The sequence below is a fragment of the Colwellia sp. 6_MG-2023 genome (genome assembly GCF_030547765.1).
GTDB lineage: Bacteria > Pseudomonadota > Gammaproteobacteria > Enterobacterales > Alteromonadaceae > Colwellia.
Map to the genome: position 1 here is coordinate 26830 of NZ_JAUOPP010000008.1, position 20156 is coordinate 46985.

A 20156-nucleotide genomic window follows, 5' to 3' on the forward strand; every position below is an offset into this window, starting at 1 on the left:
TAAAGCGAGGTTTTTCGATAAGAGTTGAGCTGTTTTTTATAGTGATAATATCCAAGACTTAAAGTTATATGGTTAATTTATTATCAACGACCATCGGACAAAATACAGAAAATCATTAAATATAAAGAGCCTGTAACCTTATTAAGCAAAACAAGATAACTAGGTGATACAAGTAAGTGAAATTAATTTAAATATAAAAGAGGTATCTGTGGAAAATCAACAAAAAGAGCTATTAGCATGTCGCTGTCCATGGCTAGATACATCAAAGCCTGATTATGTTGCTTATCATGACGAAGAATGGGGTGTTCCCGTTTATGATGATCAGAAATTGTTTGAGTTTTTATGCCTTGAATCTGCACAAGCGGGTTTGAGTTGGTACACTATATTAAAACGTAGAAATGGCTATCGTGATGCATTTGCAAACTTTGATGTGAATATTGTTGCACAATATGATCAGGATAAAGTTGAGCAGTTATTGCTAAACCCTGACATTATTCGTCATCGAGGTAAAATTAACGCCGCGATCAATAATGCACAATTATTTATTAAAATTCAGCAAGAGTTTGGTAGCTTCAGTAACTATATGTGGGGCTTTGTCGATAACAAAACCATAGTTAAAGAATATAAAACATTGAGCGATTACCCAGCCACAAGTCCAGAGTCAGATGCTTGGAGTAAAGATTTGAAAAAGCGTGGTTTTAAATTTGTTGGTTCAACGATTTGTTATGCTCATATGCAAGCATGTGGCATGGTTAATGATCACAGTTTGTCATGTTACAAACGGAAACAAATTATTGATAAATATCAGCAGTGCTAAACTAGCTATTTAAAAACCCCCATGTCATAATATGTCAGAAGGTCGTTAGTCAATGTTAAGAAAAATACTTGAACTTTACGTAAACGCCCTTATCTTAGTTATAACATGTAAAAGATTTAAAGTTATTATAATTAAACCTTAAAGGAAGTTTTATGCAAACTAATATGAATTTTCAAACCGCGAGTAAAAGCTCAGCGATTGAAATTAACAAAGTATTAAAAAATACTTATATGCTTTTATCTATGACACTAGCATTTAGTGCCGTAACTGCTGGCGTTTCAATGGCAATCAACCTGTCTCACATGGCAGCACTTGTGATGATGTTAGTTGCTTTTGGTTTAATGTTTGTTGTTAATAAAAAGGCTGATTCTGCTAGTGGTATTTACTGGATTTTTGCTTTTACTGGTTTAATGGGTGCATCATTAGGACCAATGCTTAATGGTTATGCAGCTATGCCTGGTGGTCCAGCAATGATTATGCAAGCACTTGGTGGTACAGCATTAATATTTTTCGCTTTATCTGGATACGCTTTAACAAGTAAAAAAGACTTCTCATTTATGGGTGGTTTTTTGATGACAGGCTTAATTGTTGTATTTGTTGCTATGATAGCTAACATATTTTTCCAAATTCCAGCGTTATCATTAGCGATTAGTGCCGGTGTTATCATGATTATGTCTGGTTTAATTTTGTTTGATACTAGCCGTATTATTAACGGTGGCGAACGAAACTATATTAGAGCAACTGTTTCATTGTATTTAAACATTTATAATATTTTTGTTCACTTGCTTCACCTTTTAGGTGTTTTCGGTGGCGATGACTAATAGAAGCTGTATAACAGCTTAAGCTAATTAGCTTTTAGTCTCAAAAAAAAACGTTATAATATCAAGCCTCGCTATTGCGGGGCTTTTTTATGTCTAAAGTATGATTTTTTCATTAGCATAATATATGACGTTTATTAATAGACAAATAGAGATTTTAATCGTGAAGAAACTTGCCGTTCTTGTCACCACCTCCCCTTATAGTAATCTAAGTGTTACAGCACTTGACTATATTGAAACTGCGCTAAAAAGTAATATTGAGCTTGTGGGGGTTTTCTTTTATCAGGACGGAGTTATGCATGCGAGTAAAAATATCCAAATAGCCAGTGATGAATTTCAAGCAATACAACATTGGCAACGATTACACCACACCTATAACCTCCCCTTACATCTTTGTATTACGGCAGCAGAAAAACGCGGCATAAGTGATGAACACAATGACTCTATTCACGCAATTTTTACTGTTTCAGGTTTAGGAGAGTTAGTTGAACTTACGACAAAGGCTGATAGGATGGTGCAACTGTAATGAGTGATCACGCATTAAAAACACTCGCAATACTGAATAGTAAAGCCCCTTATAGTGATAGCGCTGGTAAGGATTCAGTAGATATTGCCTTAGTTTTTGGCTCTTTTGAACAACCTGTATCACTGTTCTTTCAGGGGGATGGTGTTTGGCAGCTAGTACAAGGGCAAGATGGCTCGGCTATTGCCGTGAAAGATTATCTTAAGACCTTTTCAGCTTTTGAATTTTACGATATTGAAGATATTTACGTATGCCAAAACTCGTTAGAACAGCGGAATTTACCTGCTAGTTTTCATATTGAAGCAGTACAGGTATTAAATCAACGAGACTTTGCAGAGCGATTAACATCACACCATACTATTTTCAGGTTTTAGTGTTAATTTATTAATAATTATACTAATTTACGAATAAACGCTAAGGAATTACGTTGATGACTACACTACATATTGTTCGTCAAAGTGCTTTTAATACCAATGATTATGCTCAATGCTTACAAGTACTTGGTGATAACGATGTCATCGTTTTTATTGATGATGGCTGCTATAACTTACATCATCATTTAACAAACAACTTAATCGATAACTTAAATAACAATTTATCTAAGAGCAATGTAAGCGCAATTAACATAAAATTAAAGGTGATTGCGCAGCATGCTAATGCTCGGGCAATTAAGATCAATGAAGCAGTTTTTAGTAAAATTGAGATGACAGATTTAGTTTCACTGACTTTTGAAAATGACAGAGTGATAACATGGCAATAGACTTTAAAGGCATACAAATTGATACTGACAAACAAGGTTACCTATTAGATTACACTCAATGGCAATCCGATTTAGCACAAATAATCGCAGATCAAGATGGTTTTACACTGACAACTGAACACTGGGAAATAATCAATTTTGTTCGTCAGTTTTACTTAACCTATAACACATCTCCAGCAATAAGAGCCCTAACAAAAGCAATGAAAGCTGAGTTTGGTGAGGATAAAGCCAATAGCCGTTATCTTTTTCGTTTATTTCCTGACGGACCCGCTAAACAAGCCACTAAATATGCGGGTTTACCTAAACCTAAACGCTGTTTATAGCTTTATAGAGCCACCAAGATAAACCGACTACGCTAAACGAGCGTATTGTGTTTCATTACATAACGATTAACTAAAAGTTAAGCATAAAAAAGCGCCTACAATTTAATGAAGGCGTTTCAATGTGTTACTTTCAGTTAATGTTATTACTAGTTCACTGGTAAGGTTGGAATTGTAATACCTGCCATTTCTAACATAACACGTACTACCTGACAGCTATAACCAAACTCGTTATCATACCATACGTATAAAACAGCACGATCACCATCAACAATAGTTGCTTGTGAGTCTACAACACCCGCATAGCGTGAGCCCACTAAGTCTGTTGAAACAATTTCGTTTGAAGCAGTATAATCAATTTGATTTTGTAGATCAGACTCTAAAGACATCTCACGTAAATAGTTGTTTAAACTATCTTTATCAGTCTCTTTTTTCAGGTTTAAGTTCATAATAGCCATAGATACATTTGGCGTAGGAACACGAATAGCATTACCCGTTAACAAACCTGCCAGTTCAGGTAGCGCTTTTGCAACCGCTTTTGCTGCACCTGTAGTGCTGATAACCATGTTAAGTGGTGCACTGCGACCTCGACGAGGCGCTTTATGATAATTATCAATTAAGTTTTGATCATTTGTATAAGAATGAATGGTTTCAACGTGGCCATTACGAATACCAAATTCATCATTCAATGCTTTAAGAACAGGAGTAATCGCATTCGTTGTACAACTTGCAGCTGAAACAATTTTATCTTCCGGTAAAATCATACTTTGATTAACACCATAAACGATATTTTTGATATCACCTTTAGCAGGGGCTGTTAATAAAACTTTAGCAACACCTTTAGATTGTAAATGTTGGCTTAAACCCTCTTCATCAGTCCAGATACCAGTATTATCAACAACAAGAGCATTGTTAATGTCATGCTCAATGTAGTTTACTTCTGAAGGTGAATTTGCATAAATAACTTTAATAAAAGCGCCATTGGCTTTGATGACATTATTTTCTTTATCAATAGTAATGCTACCATTGAATGCGCCATGCACAGAGTCTCTACGTAGTAAACTTGCACGTTTTTCTAGGTCGTCTCCGCCTTTACTTGGACGTAATACAATAGCACGAAGATTTAATTTAGCATTAGGACCTGTTTGCTCAATTAACAAACGAGCAAGTAGTCTGCCAATACGTCCAAAACCATATAAAACAACATCTTGCCCTTGATCTACATTATTTGTTGTATTGACTGTTTCTAATTCTTTTTCTAAATATTGCTCAATAGACAAGCCATTAGACTGCTCTTTAAATAAGTAACGATATGCCAATTTACCTACATCAATACGTGCAGGAGCCAATGACATTTTGCTTAACGCTTCAACAAATGGAAAACTTTCACGTAAACGTAGTTTGCTTTCTTCATGTAAAGCAACGGATTTATGCGCTTTAATGATATCAATAGGAGAAGCATTTAATAACGGTCTACCATAAACAGATATTTCAATTCCTTTATTTCTAAATAATTGACCAATGATTGGTTGCATATTTTCTGCGAAAGTTTGGCGTTCTTGCCAGCTGATCTGATATTCTTCCTCAAGATGAGACGTCATTAGTTAAGCCTTATATTTCAAGTGATTGAGCGAGAGTTTAATAAAATAATCTTAGACTAATTAAAAAAAATATAAAACTAGACTAAGGTGGATAATTAATTTTGGCATATTGTAATGCAAGACGTAATATTTCTCTATAGGTTACATAATAATTTAATGAGAAAAACTACAATTATTACAACGCTATTAATTCGTTATTACCTAGCCTGATTTTAAGGTAATAGATCAATATTATTGATATACAATTAAAATTTATAGGTCACCCCTTAGAATAGACAATCTTTATCAACGCGTTATTTTATTCATTTATCTTCGTTATTCTATAAATAATATTATACGTTGTTTTCTTTGATAGGCATTGTAGTAAACGATTTCCTTTAGGCGATGGAAACCGTTAAATTATTTGCTATAAGGAATGGTAATTTAAGGTTGTGACACAAAGTGATTGTATAAATGACTCACCAAGATGTGAGTCATTTTGTTCGCAGCCATTAACAGTAAAATGGTAGAGATAATTATATGCTTAGAGATAGTAATGCTTAATTGTTTTTAAAAGTTAAACTGAGCGAATTCACACAATATCTTTTGCCGGTTGGCATAGGTCCGTCGTCAAATACATGACCAAGGTGTGACTGACAATCCTTACATTGTATTTCTGTACGGCTCATATTATGAGTTTCATCTTCAAAGTAGGCAACATTGCCTGCGATAGAAGAAGAAAAGCTAGGCCAACCACAACCAGCATTGAATTTACTGTCACTATTAAATAAAGGTTTATCGCAACAAGCACACAAATAAGTACCTGATAGCCAATGATCATTATAAATACCCGAAAAGGGCTGCTCTGTTGCAGCTAAACGGCAAACTTTGTAAGCGTCTTCACTTAGTTTATCTTTATAATGATCGTCCATCAATATTTCTCCTAAAGGCTATAAACCTTATTAATATGTATTTTGGTACCTAAAACTAGTCTACAACAACCGTTTTACGCTCTGCAGTAGACCATTCAACATGATATTTTTTGCCATCCGCTTTATCAAGACGCTCAAAAGTATGCGCACCAAAAAAATCTCGTTGCCCTTGCAATAAATTTGCTGGCAACATTTCACTACGTATAGAGTCATAATATGATAATGCAGATGAAAGGGCACCATTAGGTATACCAAACATAGTGGCACCACAGATAGCTTTACGCCAATTAAGCTGACGTGTGTTCAACTGCTCAGCAAAAAAACTGTCTAATAGTAAGTTATCTAGGTTTTCATCTCTTGCATAGGCTTGAACAATAGATTGTAAAAATGTCGCTCGAATAATACACCCAGCACGCCAAATTTTTGCAATATTAGCAAAATCAAGCGTCCAACCATGTTCTTTCGCAGCTAATTTCATTAGCTGAAAACCTTGTGCGTACGCACACATTTTAGCGCAGTAAATAGCATCATGCAGTTGTTCGATATAATCATGTTGTTCTTGGCTTGATAAGCTTGTCTCTGCTGGTCCACTTAATATTGTGGATGCCTTAACACGTAAATCTTTAAATGATGAAATTGAACGAGCATAAACGGCTTGAGCAATAGTAGGTGCTGGACAACCTACCTCTAAACTACTCATCGCGGTCCACAGACCCGTACCTTTTTGTCCCGCTTTATCAAGGATAAGATCAATAAGTGTTGTGCCTGTATCAACTGATTTATGGCGAAGCACTTCCACACTAATTTCCATTAAATAACTATCAAGTAAACCACCATTCCAGTTTTCAAAAATATCAGCTATTTCATCAGAAGATAAACCCAAACCGGATTTTAGAATATGATAGGCTTCACAAATAATTTGCATGTCCGCATATTCAATACCATTATGCACCATTTTAACATAATGCCCTGCACCAGCAGGCCCAATATAAGTGGCACAAGGTTCACCTTCAGTAACAACTTGGCCTGGTTTTGTTCGTTCAATAGGCTTGCCTGTATTTGCATCAACTTTAGCTGAAATGGCTTCCCAAATAGGTTTAACCCGAGTCCAAGCATAAGGTGAACCACTTGGCATTAATGAAGGTCCAAAACGTGCTCCAACTTCTCCTCCTGAAACAGCTGAAGAAAATAATAAAAAATTATTTTTATATTTTTGTTCACGAGCAACGGTATCAACCCAAAGGCTATTGCCTGTATCAATAACAATATCGTCTGGCTGAACTCCAGCACCAATTAAACTCTCACAAACTTGATCAACAGGCGAGCCAGCAGGAACACTCAACACAATAAGGTGAGGTGCCTTTAACTGAGCTAATAATTCAGTGTAGGATGAGCATCCATAAACACGAGGTAAACCCGTTGTGTTTTCCTCTTTATCTTGCTCAATAACGCTTTGAACTTTTTCTGCTGATAAATCAAAAGCTGCTATATTGTAGCCATTATCGGCAAGATTCAGTACAAGGTTTTTACCCATAACGCCTAAGCCAATAAAACCGATGTCACACAAAATTTTATCCTGTGTCATAAAATTATTTTCCTAAAGATTAATGCTCTACACTAATGTGTTGACTTGATATTGATAAATTTTACTATATGAAGCTTATACTGATGTAACGATTTTGATCTTTATTTCCCAAAGATAAAATATAAAAGGTACATCGGAATAACATTATTCTAACATGCAGCTATTGCTAAATCATGAAAATAGCGAATAAAGCTACATATTCTGAAATATTCTACAATAAATATCTATTTATTAGCAAAAACATGTAAATAATTAACTTAAAATGACATTTTACGTCATATATGCAAACTTTAACTTGAATTTTTCCTAAAATGATGTAATTTTACTACATATTGAGTTTCTGGGAGAGTTCTATGACAATTAAAATAGGTATAAATGGTTTTGGCCGTATTGGTCGTTTCGTATTTCGTGCTGCTGCAGCAAGAGATGATATTGAAGTAGTTGGTATTAATGATTTAATTGATATTGATTACATGGCATACATGTTGAAATATGATTCAACGCATGGTCGTTTTAATGGTACTGTTGATGTTGTTGACGGACAACTTATCGTTAACGATAAAGTAGTACGTGTTACGGCAGAGCGTAATCCTGCTGATTTAAAATGGAATGAAATCGATGTTGATGTTGTAGTTGAATCAACAGGTTTGTTCTTAACAGACGAAACAGCACGTAAACATATTGAAGCTGGCGCTAAAAAAGTTGTGCTTTCGGCACCTTCTAAAGATGATACGCCGATGTTTGTTTGTGGTGTTAATTTAGCTGAATATGCAGGACAAGATGTGGTATCTAATGCTTCTTGTACCACTAACTGCTTGGCGCCAATTGCAAAAGTATTAAATGATAACTGGGGCATTAAAGATGGCCTAATGACAACAGTTCATGCGACTACAGCAACTCAAAAAACTGTAGATAGCCCTTCTGCTAAAGATTGGCGTGGTGGTCGTGGTGCTGGCCAAAACATCATTCCATCTTCAACAGGTGCAGCAAAAGCTGTAGGTAAAGTTATTCCAGCATTGAATGGTAAGTTAACTGGTATGGCATTCCGTGTACCTACTCCTGATGTTTCTGTAGTTGATTTAACAGTTAACCTTGAAAAACCAGCTACTTATGCTGAAATTTGTGAAGCAATGAAATCGGCTTCTCAAGGTGAATTAAAAGGTATTTTAGATTACACAGAAGATGCTGTTGTTTCTAATGACTTTGTTGGTGAAGTATGTACTTCAGTATTTGATGCTAAAGCAGGTATTGCTTTAACTGATACTTTTGTGAAAGTTGTATCTTGGTACGATAATGAAATTGGTTACTCAAACAAGGTATTAGATCTTGTTGCTTTCATCAGTCAATACGAAAAATAACTTTTATTTATCATAAGAAAAATATCAAACCAGGTAATTTAATTACCTGGTTTTTTTTGCTTAAAATATTAAATAACGACTTTTATTTCAAATAGAAGAATCTCTATCAACTAGCATTAACCCATACTGCTATAGCGAATATCAATGCGAACAAAGAGTTTAACCATAAGATAAATCTTATAACTAAACTCTTTCAATAAAGGAGAATTTACTATCTTAATTTTCAGGAGTAAACCTGAAAATAAGTTAAAAATTAAATTGAGGCGTTAATTTGTTGTAAAACTAATTGTGGATCAGCCGCTTTAGTAATAGGACGTCCGATCACCAAATAATCGACACCAACATCAATAGCTTGTTTTGGGGTCATAATACGTTGTTGATCGTCTTGTGCTGAGCCTTCAGGTCTTATTCCTGGCGTGATCAATTTAAACTCTTTACCTAAATCATGCTTTAATTGTTCTGCTTCCCATGCTGAACAAACGACGCCATCAAGGCCACTTTGTTTAGTTAATTTTGCTAAAAAGTTAACTTGCTCTGCTGGTGTTTTATTAATACCTAAACCTGTTAAGTCATCTTGTGCCATACTAGTTAATACCGTAACTGCAATTAACAGTGGTGCATCGTTGCCATAGTTATCTAATGCTTGTTTTGCTTTAGTCATCATTTGACTACCACCACTAGCATGTACATTAACCATCCAAACACCTAAGTCAGCCGCAGCCGTTACCGCTTTTGCCACGGTATTAGGAATGTCGTGAAACTTTAAATCAAGAAAGACATCAAAGCCCTTCCCTGTTAACGTTTTAACAAAATCTGGACCAAAGTAGGTAAACATTTCTTTGCCTACCTTAAGTTTGCACTCTGTCGGAGAAATTCTGTCTACAAACGACAAAGCATCATTTTTTTTATCAAAGTCTAAAGCGACAACAACTTTTGGGTCAAACATGGGAGTTCCTATTTTCAATTCTTTCACGCGACAATGTCGCTCTTACAGTATAATTTATGTTAATAGCTATAGATTCCGACTTAAGACACAACCGAAGGACGTGTTATTTAAAACTTATAATAACAATGTTAAATTAGTCGACTTTATTTACTTAACTGCTTAACTAAATTACGATCATTTTATTAATAATGACTTCTTTCAAAGTTCTATAGTTCAAGAGCAAAGAGAAAGCACGGAGTTGACGACAGTCAATGAGTACTTCCGATGCAGTTATTGAGCTTTAGAACAAAGAAAGATTAAATTATTCACCTTCAAGGCCTCGAACTGGCTTAAGCTGTTCCCATTCGTGACATGATGGACAAGACCAATAATGGGTCGAACTATTAAAACCACAACTACGACAACTATACCTGTGTTTAAGTTTTAAATATTCACTGATTAGATCTTTTATTAAATCTAAACTAGCCTTGTTCTCTATTTGGTCACTTTGGCTCATTTCCATTTTAACTAGGTGTTTAAAGCCTCGAATAGTGGGTCTGCGTTTAAGTGCTGATAATAAAAACTCTTTAGCTTTTTTATTGCCATGTTTTTTTTCAACATGACTTAAATAAGAAATAAGCGCACTGGAACTTGCCGTTTCATCATAAACTTTTTTAATAAAACTAAAAAATTCATCACTAGCATCAAGGTCAAGATAACATTGATGCATTTGATCGATAACGTCAGGAAAGAAATCTTTATCCTGTGTATAGATATCTTGATAACATTTTCCCGCTAACTCGCACTGCTTATGATTTTCATAAATCTTAGCCATCAACCAATTAGCACGGCAAGAATTAGGATCCAACTTGAGTGCTTGTTCAAGTAATTCAATTACCTCAATAAATTTATCTTGCTCAAAAGCAGTTGTTGCTTGTTCACAATAAAAATTAGCTAACGTATGTAATAAACGTTTATCATTAAATTTAATGGCTAATTTTTTATGACTAATACCACGTTGCCAATCTTTAGTAGATTGAAATATTTGCAGCAAATAAGTTAATGATTTCAGTCCATAATCAGGAGATTTTAATAATTTATTAAACATTTTTTCTGCACGATCATATAGACCTGCACTTAAAAAATCTTTACCTAACTCGTAGACTGCTTGTTGTTTGTCTTTTGTAGGTAGGTTGCCATGACGAACTAAATGTTCATGTACTTTTAATGCTCTATCCAATTCACCTCTTTTACGAAAGAGATTAGCCATGGCAAAATGTGCTTCCACACTATCATCTTCAACTTTTAATGCATCAAGCAGTGAGTCTATTGCTTTATCTTTTTGATTAGAAAGTAAGTAGTTTAGTCCGGTGGAGTACTTGATAGACAAGTCTTGTTTAATGGTTTGATCTTTTTGCTTTATGCTATTTCTTCCCATAAACCAGCCATAGGCCATAGCTACTGGGAGTAGTAAGAAAAGGAGCTCTATCATTTGGTTACTTATTTCTATATTTCAGTTGAGCGGTTTTTGGCTAAAGACTTTTTACCCTTGCGGATCAATCGCCAAATAATGGTTGCTAACAAACCAAGAAAAAAACCAATCCCGGTAAATAAGCTAACAGCTGCTGCAATAGAAAGCTCAATTCTAGCGATCAAATAATTTAATGAAATTATTTGATCATTTTGGCTACCAAAAACAAAAGCAATGGCGAGTAAAATTAGAACTAATAAAAGAGTAAAATAAATTCGCACGTTGGACTGTCTCGCTTGAAGTTGTTGGTGAAATTACGTAAGCGTCTTTCGAATATAAAAAATAATTACCAAAAAAAAACGGCATACTAAAGTATACCGTTTATTATCCAATTTTTTTCTTGCTTTTGCAATGAGCTTACAATGATGCAGCGATTAAGCAGCTGAAAGATTAACTCTTTCTCGTAACTCTTTACCAGGTTTAAAGTGAGGTACGTATTTACCACTTAACTCAACTGATTCACCTGTTTTTGGGTTTCTACCAACTCTAGGAGCACGATAATGTAATGAAAAACTACCAAACCCTCTAATTTCAATGCGTTCTCCTTTAGATAAAGATTGCGCCATTAATTCTAAGATTTCTTTAATCGATTGTTCTACATCTCTAGCTGATAAATGGCTGAATTTATCACCTAGTTTTTCAATGAGTTCTGATTTGGTCATATGACCCTCCAGTATTCATCTAGCATCGTGCTAATGAGGTTAATATAAGAGGAGAATAATAACATTCTCCTCCCCTAGTCTTTTTATAGTGTAATACAATCTATAAAAAGTGCAAAAAATAAAATTAGTATCTTGTTACAAGATATTAGTTTTTAGCATTTTTAAACGCAGCAGCCATAGCACTTAAACCAGTTTCTTCAACTTGGTTTAGGTTTTCCATTGCATCACGTTCTTCTGCTTGATCTTTTGCTTTGATAGATAAGCTGATAGTACGGTTCTTACGATCCACACCCATAAACTTAGCTTCAACGTCATCACCAACTTTAATTACTGTAGATGCATCTTCGATACGCTCTACAGAAATGTCGCTAACACGTAAGTAACCTTCAACACTTTCAGCTAACTCAATTGTAGCGCCTTTAGCGTCAACTTCAGTTACTTTACCAGTAACGATAGTACCTTTCTTCTTATCAGTTAAGTACATGTTGAACGGGTCATCTTCAGCTTGTTTAACACCAAGAGAGATACGCTCACGCTCAGGGTCAACTTGAAGAACGATAGCAGTGATTTCATCGCCTTTCTTATAATCACGAACAGCTTCTTCACCGCCAGCCCATGAAATATCAGATAAGTGAACTAAACCATCTATGCCGCCATCAAGACCAATGAAGATACCGAAGTCAGTGATTGACTTAATCTTACCTGATACTTTATCACCTTTGTTGAAGTTTTTAGCAAACTCTTCCCAAGGGTTAGCGATACATTGTTTAAGACCTAAAGAAATACGACGACGTTCTTCGTCAATTTCTAATACTAGTACTTCAACAGTGTCACCTAAGTTAACAACTTTAGATGGGTGGATGTTTTTGTTAGTCCAATCCATTTCAGAAACGTGAACTAAACCTTCAACGCCTTCTTGGATTTCAACGAAACAACCGTAGTCAGTTAAGTTAGTTACACGACCAGAAAGTTTAGAACCTTCTGGATAACGGTTAGCAATTGCTACCCATGGATCTTCGCCTAACTGCTTCATACCTAGAGATACACGAGTGCGCTCACGGTCAAATTTCAATACTTTAACTTGAATTTCATCACCAACATTTACGATTTCACTTGGGTGCTTAACGCGTTTCCAAGCCATATCTGTGATGTGAAGTAGGCCGTCAATGCCGCCTAAGTCTACGAATGCACCGTAATCAGTAAGGTTTTTAACGATACCTTTAACTTCTTGGCCTTCCGCTAATGACTCTAGTAATTCATCACGTTCTGCACTACCTTCTGCTTCGATAACAGCACGACGTGAAACAACTACGTTATTACGCTTTTGATCAAGCTTAATAACTTTGAATTCTAAATCTTTACCTTCAAGGTGAGCTGTGTCACGTACTGGACGTACATCAACTAATGAACCCGGTAAGAAAGCGCGAATATTGCTAACTTCAACCGTGAAACCACCTTTAACTTTACCGTTGATAACACCGATAATAGTTTCTTTTTCTTCGTAAGCTTTTTCAAGTACTTGCCATGCTTCGTGACGTTTAGCATCGTCACGTGAAAGTATAGTTTCACCGAAACCATCATCTGTAGCTTTAAGCGATACATCTACTTCATCACCAACAACCGCTTCAACTTCGCCAGCAGCGTTTTTGAATTGGTCGATTGAGATTACACTCTCAGATTTAAGACCAGCGTCAACAATTACGTTGTCTTTGGTTACTTTAACGATTGTGCCACGGATAATTGAACCCGGGCGAGTTTCGATTTCTTTTAAACTTTCTTCAAAAAGTTCTGCAAAATTTTCCATCATAACTTGTCTATTAACTCAGTTATTAATCCAGTCAACATCATTGTTTCATGGGGTTATTAATTTAGCCTCGGTACATCCATGACGTAGGCTTTAGTTAAATTTATTTTTATTTAGTTTTTCAACATCAATAAAAAAAATAAGGGTTTATGTTAACTTTCCATTCGCAAATGAAAGGACTTTATTGACCACTTCTTGTATAGAAAGGCCAGTAGAATCAATAATTAACGCACCTTCTGCGGGAATAAGAGGAGCGACTTCTCGGTTGCTATCTCTTTCATCTCGTTGACGTATGTCATTCAAAAGGCGCCCGATTTTAACATCAAAGCCCTTCTCTTTCAACTGATTAAATCGGCGTTCTGCTCTTTCTTCTGCACTAGCCGTCAAAAAAACCTTCACTGGTGCTTTAGAGAAAACAACAGTTCCCATATCGCGACCATCAGCAACTAACCCAGGAGCAACACTAAATGCACGCTGTCTACGTAATAAAGCTTCACGAACACGCGGAAAAGCAGCAACTTTTGATGCTAAAGCACCAATCTCCTCTGTTCGAATGGTGTCAGTAACATCTTCACCTTCTAAAATAACTTTACTTTCGCCTTCACCCGTTATTTCAAATTGTACATCAAGGTGCGCTGCCATAGGAATCAAGTGTTCTTCATCATCAAGATTAACATGATGATGTTGGGTTGCTACAGCAAGTACACGATAGATAGCACCACTATCGAGTAGGTGCCAACCAAGCTGTTCAGCAACAATTCTGGCAACAGTTCCTTTGCCTGCACCACTTGGGCCATCAATAGTAATGACGGGAATGCTTTCCAGCATACATATTTCTCCTTATCTCAAAAATCGGCAGAATTATACTGGATTTATGTATTAAAATCGCCAAAAAAAATATTTTGTAACCTGTTTAACAAGAAACTTGTGCTAATTTGTCAAAGTAGTCAGGAAATGTTTTCGCCGTACATTTAGGGTCATTGATAGTGACAGGTGTATCACTTAATGCCACAAGCGAAAAACACATAGCGACACGATGATCATTATAAGTATCAATTTCAGCATGCTTTAATGAAGCTGGCGGAGTTATAGTAATAAAATCTTCACCCTCTATTACTTCTGCCCCTACCTTTCTAAGCTCTGTTGCCATAGCAGTTAATCTATCAGTTTCTTTTACTCGCCAATTATAAATATTACGAATGGTTGTTGTACCTTTCGCAAAAAGTGCCGCTGTTGCAATAGTCATTGCAGCGTCAGGGATATGATTCATATCCATATCAACTGCCGTCAATGGTTTACCTACAACACTGATTGATTCATCAGCCCAAGTAACTTCTGCACCCATTTTTTCAAGCACATCGGCAAAATGTTTATCACCTTGAACACTTAATGTTCCAACACCATGTACTGTAACTTTTCCACCTTTAATTGCACCGGCAGCTAAAAAGTATGACGCTGAAGAGGCATCCCCTTCAACCATGTACTTTTCAACAGCTTGGTATGATTGGTTACCTGTAACGATAAAGGATTGATAGTTATTATTTTGCACATCCACGCCAAATCGACTCATGATATTAAGTGTAATATCTATATATGGCTTAGAAACTAATTCACCTTCAATTTCGATATTGGTGTCTGTTGCTAATAAAGGGGCAACCATTAATATCGCTGTTAAAAACTGGCTTGAAATTGAACCATCAATACTAACAGTTTTACCTGTTAACGCTTTACCAGATATTTTTACTGGTGGGTAATCTTTATTTTCAAGGTACTCTATACCAGCACCAAGTTGTGCAAGTGCATCAACCAAATGACCAATAGGTCGCTCTTTCATTCGTGGTTCACCTGTTAAAACAAATTCCCCTTCACTGGCAGCTAATGCAGCACATAATGGACGCATTGCAGTACCTGCATTACCCAAATATAAGTCTAAAGGTTTATCTGTTTTAAAAAAGCCATTATTGCCAACAACAGTACATTCTGTACCACAATCACTTAACGTGTATTTAATACCAAGTGTTGTTAATGCGTTAAGCATATGCTCAATATCTTCACTAACAAGTAAGTTAGTAATTTTAGTCACGCCATTAGCCAATGCGGCAATTAGCAATGCACGATTAGATAAGCTTTTTGAGCCTGGTAAGAAAATCTCGCCGTTAATCTTGCCAATTGGCTGTAATGTTAACTGCTCCATACTACTTATTCCCCTTTTCAAATTCTTGCATAAAATCAACCAACGCTTGCACACCTTCAATTGGCATTGCATTGTATATACTTGCACGCATACCACCGACAATTCTATGACCTTGTAAAGCCATTAAGCCTTGTTGTTCAGCTTGTGCTAAAAACGTTTCATTTAAGCTTTCATCTTTAAGCCAAAATGGGATATTCATTTTACTACGATACTTGTGTTCAACAGTGTTTTGATAAAAATCACTGGCATCGATTGTTTGGTACAACAATTCAGCTTTAGCCTGATTGACTTTAGCTATGGCGCTCACTCCACCTAGTGCTTTAAGCCATTGAAAAACTAATCCTGCTAAATACCATGCATACGTTGGTGGCGTGTTATACATAGAATCATTATTGGCTGAAGTTTCGTAATTCATAATACAAGGTGTTGCTTTTTGTGCATTCCCAAGTAAATCTTCACGAACAATGACAATTGTTAACCCTGAAGGTCCAATGTTTTTCTGAGCTCCAGCATAAATCACACCAAATTTAGTGACATCTATTTCATGAGATAAGATAGTTGATGACATATCAGCAACAAGTGGAATGCCATTGGTATCAGGTACATCATTAATTTCAATGCCATCAACCGTTTCATTCGGACAGTAATGAACATAAGCAGCATCACTATTGAGTGGCCATTGTTCACTCGGCATTAAGCTTATTTCACCATCAGAATGCTCTTCTCGAATATTAATCACATTAATTTCACCGAAGTTTTGCGCTTCAATAGCTGCCGCTTTTGACCATGAACCATTCACGATATAATCAGCAGATTTACCTGGTGGCAATAAGTTTAGCGGTACCGCTGAGAATTGACCTCGTCCGCCACCATGGCAAAATAATACTTTATAATTGCTTGGGATAGCCATAAGTTCACGTAAATCTGCTTCAGCTTTTGCAGCCATAGCCATATATACACTACTACGATGACTTAGCTCCATTACTGAGCTACCTGTATTATTCCAATGAATAAACTCTTTTTGTGCTTTTGCCATTACCGGCTTAGGTAACATTGCTGGACCCGCACAAAAATTAAATATTTCTGACATTATCTTTTTCTCAAAATAGGTGACTTTAACTTATCAAGCCTTAAAATATACACTTGATATACCGTTCATCCTGAACATACACGTGCTTTGCCATCAGGATAATTGCTCCTTGCATAATCCTAATAAGTTACCTCCTTGTAACGACATGGCACCGCAAAATACTGCTCCTCTTGAACATACACGCTCTTTACCATCAGGATAATTGCTCCTGCATTATCCTAATAAGTCACATCCTTGTAACGACATGGCACCGCGAAATACCGTTCATCCTGAACATAAAAAAAGGCGGTTATTAGCCGCCTTTATTTCATATGTGACGCCTATTATTGGTCGTCGGGTGTACTTTCGTTATCTAATTGTTCATTACTTTCAGAAGTATCAGGGGATAATGTTTGCTCTGCTTCAATAGCATCTACATTCTCACCTTCTTCTCCTTCGGGTAATTCTGGCTCAATAACCTCATCAATACGTTGAAGTGCAACAACATGTTCACCTTCAACTGTACGAATTAAACGAACACCTTGGGTATTACGACCAATAACACTCACTTCATTAACACGCGTTCGTACTAATGTACCGTTATCAGTGATAACCATAATCTCGTCAAGATCTTCAACTTGAACAGCGCCAACAACTTTACCGTTACGTTCACTAACTTTAATAGAAACAACACCTTTCGTTGCTCTACTCTTCGCAGGATACTCATTTAGGTCAGTACGTTTACCAAAACCATTTTCAGTAATGGTTAAAATAGGACCGTCATTCTTAGGAACAATCAGTGATACTACCTTTTGATCGTCTTCAAGTTTAATACCACGAACACCAGTACCGGTTCTACCAATAGGTTTTAACGCCCAACGTTGTTCACCTGTTTCAGGATCAAGCTTAATTTCACCTGTTTCACTATCACGAACTTTTTCGTTGAAGCGTACAACTTTACCCGCATCGGAGAACAACATGATGTCATTATTACCATCTGTAATATCAACACCAATTAAGGTATCGTCATCACGTAGATTTAACGCAATAATACCGTTAGCTCTTTGATTTTTATAAGCAGTTAACGCTGTTTTCTTAACAGTACCAGACGCTGTCGCCATGATAATGTATTTATCTTCCTCATACTCACGTACAGGTAGAATTGCTGTAATACGTTCATCATTCTCTAATGGTAAAATATTAACAATTGGACGGCCACGGGCCGTTCTACTTGCTAGTGGTAACTGATAAACTTTCAACCAGTACAACTTACCGCGATCTGAGAAGCATAATATAGTATCATGAGTGTTAGCGACTAATAAGCGTTCAATAAAATCTTCTTCTTTCATCTTAGTTGCAGCTTTACCTTTGCCACCACGACGTTGAGCTTCATAATCACTTAACACTTGGTACTTAACATAACCTTCGTGAGAAAGTGTTACGACAACATCTTCCTCAGTTATTAAATCTTCTAGTGATAAATCATGAGACGCATTAGTAATTTCTGTTCGGCGTTCATCACCAAATTCATCTCTAATAACTTCTAGTTCTTCGCGAATAACTTCCATTAAACGCTCAGGACTTTCTAAAATAAGCATTAATTCAGCAATAAGATCTAATAACTCTTTGTACTCATTTAGAATCTTTTCATGTTCAAGACCACTTAACTTATACAATTGTAGTTCAACAATTGCTTTAGCTTGTACCGGTGTTAAGTAATACTTGTTATCACGAATACCAAATTGTGGTTCTAACCACTCAGGACGAGCTGCATGAGTACCTGCACGCTCCAACATCGCGCTAACATTACCTAGTTCCCAACCTTGAGCTACTAATTTCTCTTCCGCTTCTTTTCTAGACGGAGACGTTTTAACTAATTCAATGATAGGTTCGATATTAGCAAGCGCTATCGATAAACCTTCTAAGATATGTGCTCGATCACGGGCTTTTCTAAGTTCGAAGATAGTACGACGCGTAACAACTTCACGGCGATGAAGAACAAACTCTTCAAGCATTTCTTTTAGATTAAATATTTTCGGTTGGCCATTACCTAATGCCACCATATTAAAACCAAAAGATACTTGCATTTGCGTAAGTTTAAATAAGTTATTTAATACAACTTCACCTACGTCGCCACGTTTAATCTCGATAACCATACGCATGCCGTCTTTATCAGACTCATCACGTAATGCTGAAATACCCTCAAGACGTTTTTCTTTAACAAGCTCAGCCATCTTTTCAATCAGGCGTGCTTTGTTAACTTGGTAAGGTAATTCGTGAACAATGATTGTTTCCTTACCTGATGTTTCGTGAACTTCAATTTCTGCACGTGCACGAATCTTTATTTTACCACGACCTGTTCGGTATGCTTCTTCTATACCTGCTCTACCACTAATAATAGCGGCAGTAGGAAAATCAGGACCAGGGATATGCGTTAAAAGTTCTTCAAACGTAATGTCACTGTTATCGATTAACGCTAAACAACCGTTAATAACTTCTGTTAAATTATGCGGTGGAATATTAGTAGCCATACCAACAGCAATACCTGAACCACCATTAACAAGTAGGTTAGGAATACGGGTAGGCATTACTGCTGGAATAAACTCTGTACCATCATAGTTAGGTACAAAATCAACAGTTTCTTTATCTAAGTCGGCAAGAATCGAATGCGCAATTTTAGACATTCTAATTTCGGTATAACGCATTGCAGCTGCACTATCACCATCAACAGAGCCGAAATTACCTTGACCATCAACCAACATATAACGTAAAGAAAATGATTGCGCCATACGAACGATAGTATCGTAAACAGCAGTATCACCGTGCGGGTGATATTTACCTATAACGTCACCAACCACACGGGCTGATTTTTTATAAGGTTTGTTCCAATCATTCCCTAAAACTTCCATAGCGAATAATACGCGACGATGTACAGGTTTTAATCCATCGCGAACGTCAGGCAATGCACGCCCAACGATTACGCTCATGGCATAATCTAGGTAGGATGTTTTTAACTCATCCTCAATATTTACTGGAACTATTTCTTTGGCCAGATCTGACATATATAGACGTATCCCTTAACTTAAAATGTAACTATAAAATCACAATATTTTTATTATTATATTTTCATAAAAAATATATAAATCAACGCGGCATAATAGCACAATTTTGAGTGATGCCAAACAGCTTTATTTGCCCATTTACAAGGAGATGGAGTACTAATAAAAAAGTGATGATAAAAACAACAAATGCACAGTTAAATTGATCTACTCTATTAC

At 36.2% G+C, this 20156-nt stretch carries 19 protein-coding genes; 7 read left to right on the plus strand and 12 right to left on the minus strand.

Features of this window, described 5'->3' with window-relative positions:
* Positions 1 to 208: 208 nt before the first annotated feature.
* From Q4503_RS06940 to Q4503_RS06965, 6 genes are all read left to right on the plus strand, one after another.
* Positions 209 to 817 (plus strand): DNA-3-methyladenine glycosylase I, encoded by a 609-nt coding sequence (locus Q4503_RS06940; protein ID WP_303601810.1) that lies wholly within the window; start codon positions 209 to 211, stop codon positions 815 to 817.
* Between the two features lie 152 nt (positions 818 to 969).
* Positions 970 to 1638 carry a Bax inhibitor-1/YccA family protein gene (locus Q4503_RS06945; RefSeq protein ID WP_215974509.1) on the plus strand — a complete coding sequence of 223 codons (669 nt, stop codon included), beginning with the start codon at positions 970 to 972 and terminating at the stop codon, positions 1636 to 1638.
* Between the two features lie 124 nt (positions 1639 to 1762).
* Positions 1763 to 2161: a sulfurtransferase complex subunit TusD gene (gene tusD, locus Q4503_RS06950; protein ID WP_252727695.1), complete on the plus strand. Its 399-nt coding sequence runs from the start codon at positions 1763 to 1765 to the stop codon at positions 2159 to 2161.
* Positions 2161 to 2532, plus strand: coding sequence for a sulfurtransferase complex subunit TusC (gene tusC / locus Q4503_RS06955; protein WP_303601811.1), 372 nt, complete (start codon positions 2161 to 2163; stop codon positions 2530 to 2532). The genes tusD and tusC overlap by 1 nt, the downstream gene beginning before the upstream one ends.
* A gap of 56 nt (positions 2533 to 2588) precedes the next feature.
* The gene (tusB, locus tag Q4503_RS06960) at positions 2589 to 2918 is read left to right on the plus strand and encodes a sulfurtransferase complex subunit TusB (RefSeq protein ID WP_303601812.1); all 330 of its coding nucleotides are present in this window, start codon (positions 2589 to 2591) and stop codon (positions 2916 to 2918) included.
* Positions 2909 to 3241, plus strand: coding sequence for a TusE/DsrC/DsvC family sulfur relay protein (locus Q4503_RS06965; RefSeq protein WP_303601813.1), 333 nt, complete (start codon positions 2909 to 2911; stop codon positions 3239 to 3241). Before tusB ends, Q4503_RS06965 begins: the two co-directional genes overlap by 10 nt.
* Before the next feature lie 146 nt (positions 3242 to 3387).
* Here Q4503_RS06965 and Q4503_RS06970 read toward each other — a convergent pair whose 3' ends face one another.
* The 3 genes from Q4503_RS06970 to gndA all read right to left on the minus strand — a co-directional run bounded on the left by Q4503_RS06970 (position 3388) and on the right by gndA (position 7335).
* A complete protein-coding gene (locus tag Q4503_RS06970; RefSeq protein ID WP_215974513.1) occupies positions 3388 to 4839 on the minus strand; it encodes a glyceraldehyde-3-phosphate dehydrogenase in 1452 nt (483 codons plus the stop codon).
* 539 nt (positions 4840 to 5378) lie between these two features.
* Entirely contained in the window at positions 5379 to 5750 is a 372-nt protein-coding gene (gene msrB, locus Q4503_RS06975; protein ID WP_303601814.1) for a peptide-methionine (R)-S-oxide reductase MsrB, read from the minus strand.
* Positions 5751 to 5805: 55 nt separating this feature from the next.
* A complete protein-coding gene (gene gndA, locus Q4503_RS06980; RefSeq protein WP_215974515.1) occupies positions 5806 to 7335 on the minus strand; it encodes an NADP-dependent phosphogluconate dehydrogenase in 1530 nt (509 codons plus the stop codon).
* A gap of 353 nt (positions 7336 to 7688) precedes the next feature.
* Here gndA and gap point away from each other — a divergent pair, with 353 nt between their 5' ends.
* A complete protein-coding gene (gene gap, locus Q4503_RS06985; RefSeq protein ID WP_215974516.1) occupies positions 7689 to 8693 on the plus strand; it encodes a type I glyceraldehyde-3-phosphate dehydrogenase in 1005 nt (334 codons plus the stop codon).
* Positions 8694 to 8946: 253 nt separating this feature from the next.
* On the opposite strand, the gene pyrF is transcribed toward gap, so the two are convergent.
* From pyrF to gyrA, 9 genes are all read right to left on the minus strand, one after another.
* Positions 8947 to 9639: an orotidine-5'-phosphate decarboxylase gene (gene pyrF / locus Q4503_RS06990; protein ID WP_215974517.1), complete on the minus strand. Its 693-nt coding sequence runs from the start codon at positions 9637 to 9639 to the stop codon at positions 8947 to 8949.
* A gap of 301 nt (positions 9640 to 9940) precedes the next feature.
* Positions 9941 to 11110: a lipopolysaccharide assembly protein LapB gene (lapB, locus tag Q4503_RS06995; protein WP_215974518.1), complete on the minus strand. Its 1170-nt coding sequence runs from the start codon at positions 11108 to 11110 to the stop codon at positions 9941 to 9943.
* Between the two features lie 14 nt (positions 11111 to 11124).
* Positions 11125 to 11370 carry a lipopolysaccharide assembly protein LapA domain-containing protein gene (locus Q4503_RS07000; protein ID WP_215974519.1) on the minus strand — a complete coding sequence of 82 codons (246 nt, stop codon included), beginning with the start codon at positions 11368 to 11370 and terminating at the stop codon, positions 11125 to 11127.
* Between the two features lie 153 nt (positions 11371 to 11523).
* Entirely contained in the window at positions 11524 to 11811 is a 288-nt protein-coding gene (gene ihfB / locus Q4503_RS07005) for an integration host factor subunit beta (RefSeq protein ID WP_215974520.1), read from the minus strand.
* Positions 11812 to 11956: 145 nt separating this feature from the next.
* Positions 11957 to 13618: a 30S ribosomal protein S1 gene (gene rpsA, locus Q4503_RS07010; protein WP_215974521.1), complete on the minus strand. Its 1662-nt coding sequence runs from the start codon at positions 13616 to 13618 to the stop codon at positions 11957 to 11959.
* 144 nt (positions 13619 to 13762) lie between these two features.
* Positions 13763 to 14443: a (d)CMP kinase gene (gene cmk, locus Q4503_RS07015; RefSeq protein WP_303601815.1), complete on the minus strand. Its 681-nt coding sequence runs from the start codon at positions 14441 to 14443 to the stop codon at positions 13763 to 13765.
* 85 nt (positions 14444 to 14528) lie between these two features.
* Positions 14529 to 15809, minus strand: coding sequence for a 3-phosphoshikimate 1-carboxyvinyltransferase (gene aroA / locus Q4503_RS07020; protein ID WP_215974523.1), 1281 nt, complete (start codon positions 15807 to 15809; stop codon positions 14529 to 14531).
* 1 nt (position 15810) lies between these two features.
* Positions 15811 to 16899, minus strand: coding sequence for a 3-phosphoserine/phosphohydroxythreonine transaminase (gene serC, locus Q4503_RS07025; RefSeq protein ID WP_215974524.1), 1089 nt, complete (start codon positions 16897 to 16899; stop codon positions 15811 to 15813).
* Positions 16900 to 17222: 323 nt separating this feature from the next.
* Complete coding sequence (gyrA, locus tag Q4503_RS07030; RefSeq protein ID WP_215974525.1) at positions 17223 to 19940, minus strand: DNA topoisomerase (ATP-hydrolyzing) subunit A; 2718 nt, start codon at positions 19938 to 19940, stop codon at positions 17223 to 17225.
* Positions 19941 to 20156 lie beyond the last annotated feature (216 nt).

Coding starts and splice junctions, on each gene's coding strand:
- Q4503_RS06945 (WP_215974509.1), top strand. CDS start 970: ATGCAAACTAATATGAATTTTCAAACCGCGAGTAAAAGCTCAGCGATT.
- tusD (WP_252727695.1), top strand. CDS start 1,763: ATGACGTTTATTAATAGACAAATAGAGATTTTAATCGTGAAGAAACTT.
- tusC (WP_303601811.1), top strand. CDS start 2,161: ATGAGTGATCACGCATTAAAAACACTCGCAATACTGAATAGTAAAGCC.
- tusB (WP_303601812.1), top strand. CDS start 2,589: ATGACTACACTACATATTGTTCGTCAAAGTGCTTTTAATACCAATGAT.
- Q4503_RS06965 (WP_303601813.1), top strand. CDS start 2,909: ATGGCAATAGACTTTAAAGGCATACAAATTGATACTGACAAACAAGGT.
- Q4503_RS06970 (WP_215974513.1), bottom strand. CDS start 4,839: ATGACGTCTCATCTTGAGGAAGAATATCAGATCAGCTGGCAAGAACGC.
- msrB (WP_303601814.1), bottom strand. CDS start 5,750: ATGGACGATCATTATAAAGATAAACTAAGTGAAGACGCTTACAAAGTT.
- gndA (WP_215974515.1), bottom strand. CDS start 7,335: ATGACACAGGATAAAATTTTGTGTGACATCGGTTTTATTGGCTTAGGC.
- gap (WP_215974516.1), top strand. CDS start 7,689: ATGACAATTAAAATAGGTATAAATGGTTTTGGCCGTATTGGTCGTTTC.
- pyrF (WP_215974517.1), bottom strand. CDS start 9,639: ATGTTTGACCCAAAAGTTGTTGTCGCTTTAGACTTTGATAAAAAAAAT.
- lapB (WP_215974518.1), bottom strand. CDS start 11,110: ATGATAGAGCTCCTTTTCTTACTACTCCCAGTAGCTATGGCCTATGGC.
- ihfB (WP_215974520.1), bottom strand. CDS start 11,811: ATGACCAAATCAGAACTCATTGAAAAACTAGGTGATAAATTCAGCCAT.
- rpsA (WP_215974521.1), bottom strand. CDS start 13,618: ATGATGGAAAATTTTGCAGAACTTTTTGAAGAAAGTTTAAAAGAAATC.
- cmk (WP_303601815.1), bottom strand. CDS start 14,443: ATGCTGGAAAGCATTCCCGTCATTACTATTGATGGCCCAAGTGGTGCA.
- aroA (WP_215974523.1), bottom strand. CDS start 15,809: ATGGAGCAGTTAACATTACAGCCAATTGGCAAGATTAACGGCGAGATT.
- serC (WP_215974524.1), bottom strand. CDS start 16,899: ATGTCAGAAATATTTAATTTTTGTGCGGGTCCAGCAATGTTACCTAAG.
- gyrA (WP_215974525.1), bottom strand. CDS start 19,940: ATGTCAGATCTGGCCAAAGAAATAGTTCCAGTAAATATTGAGGATGAG.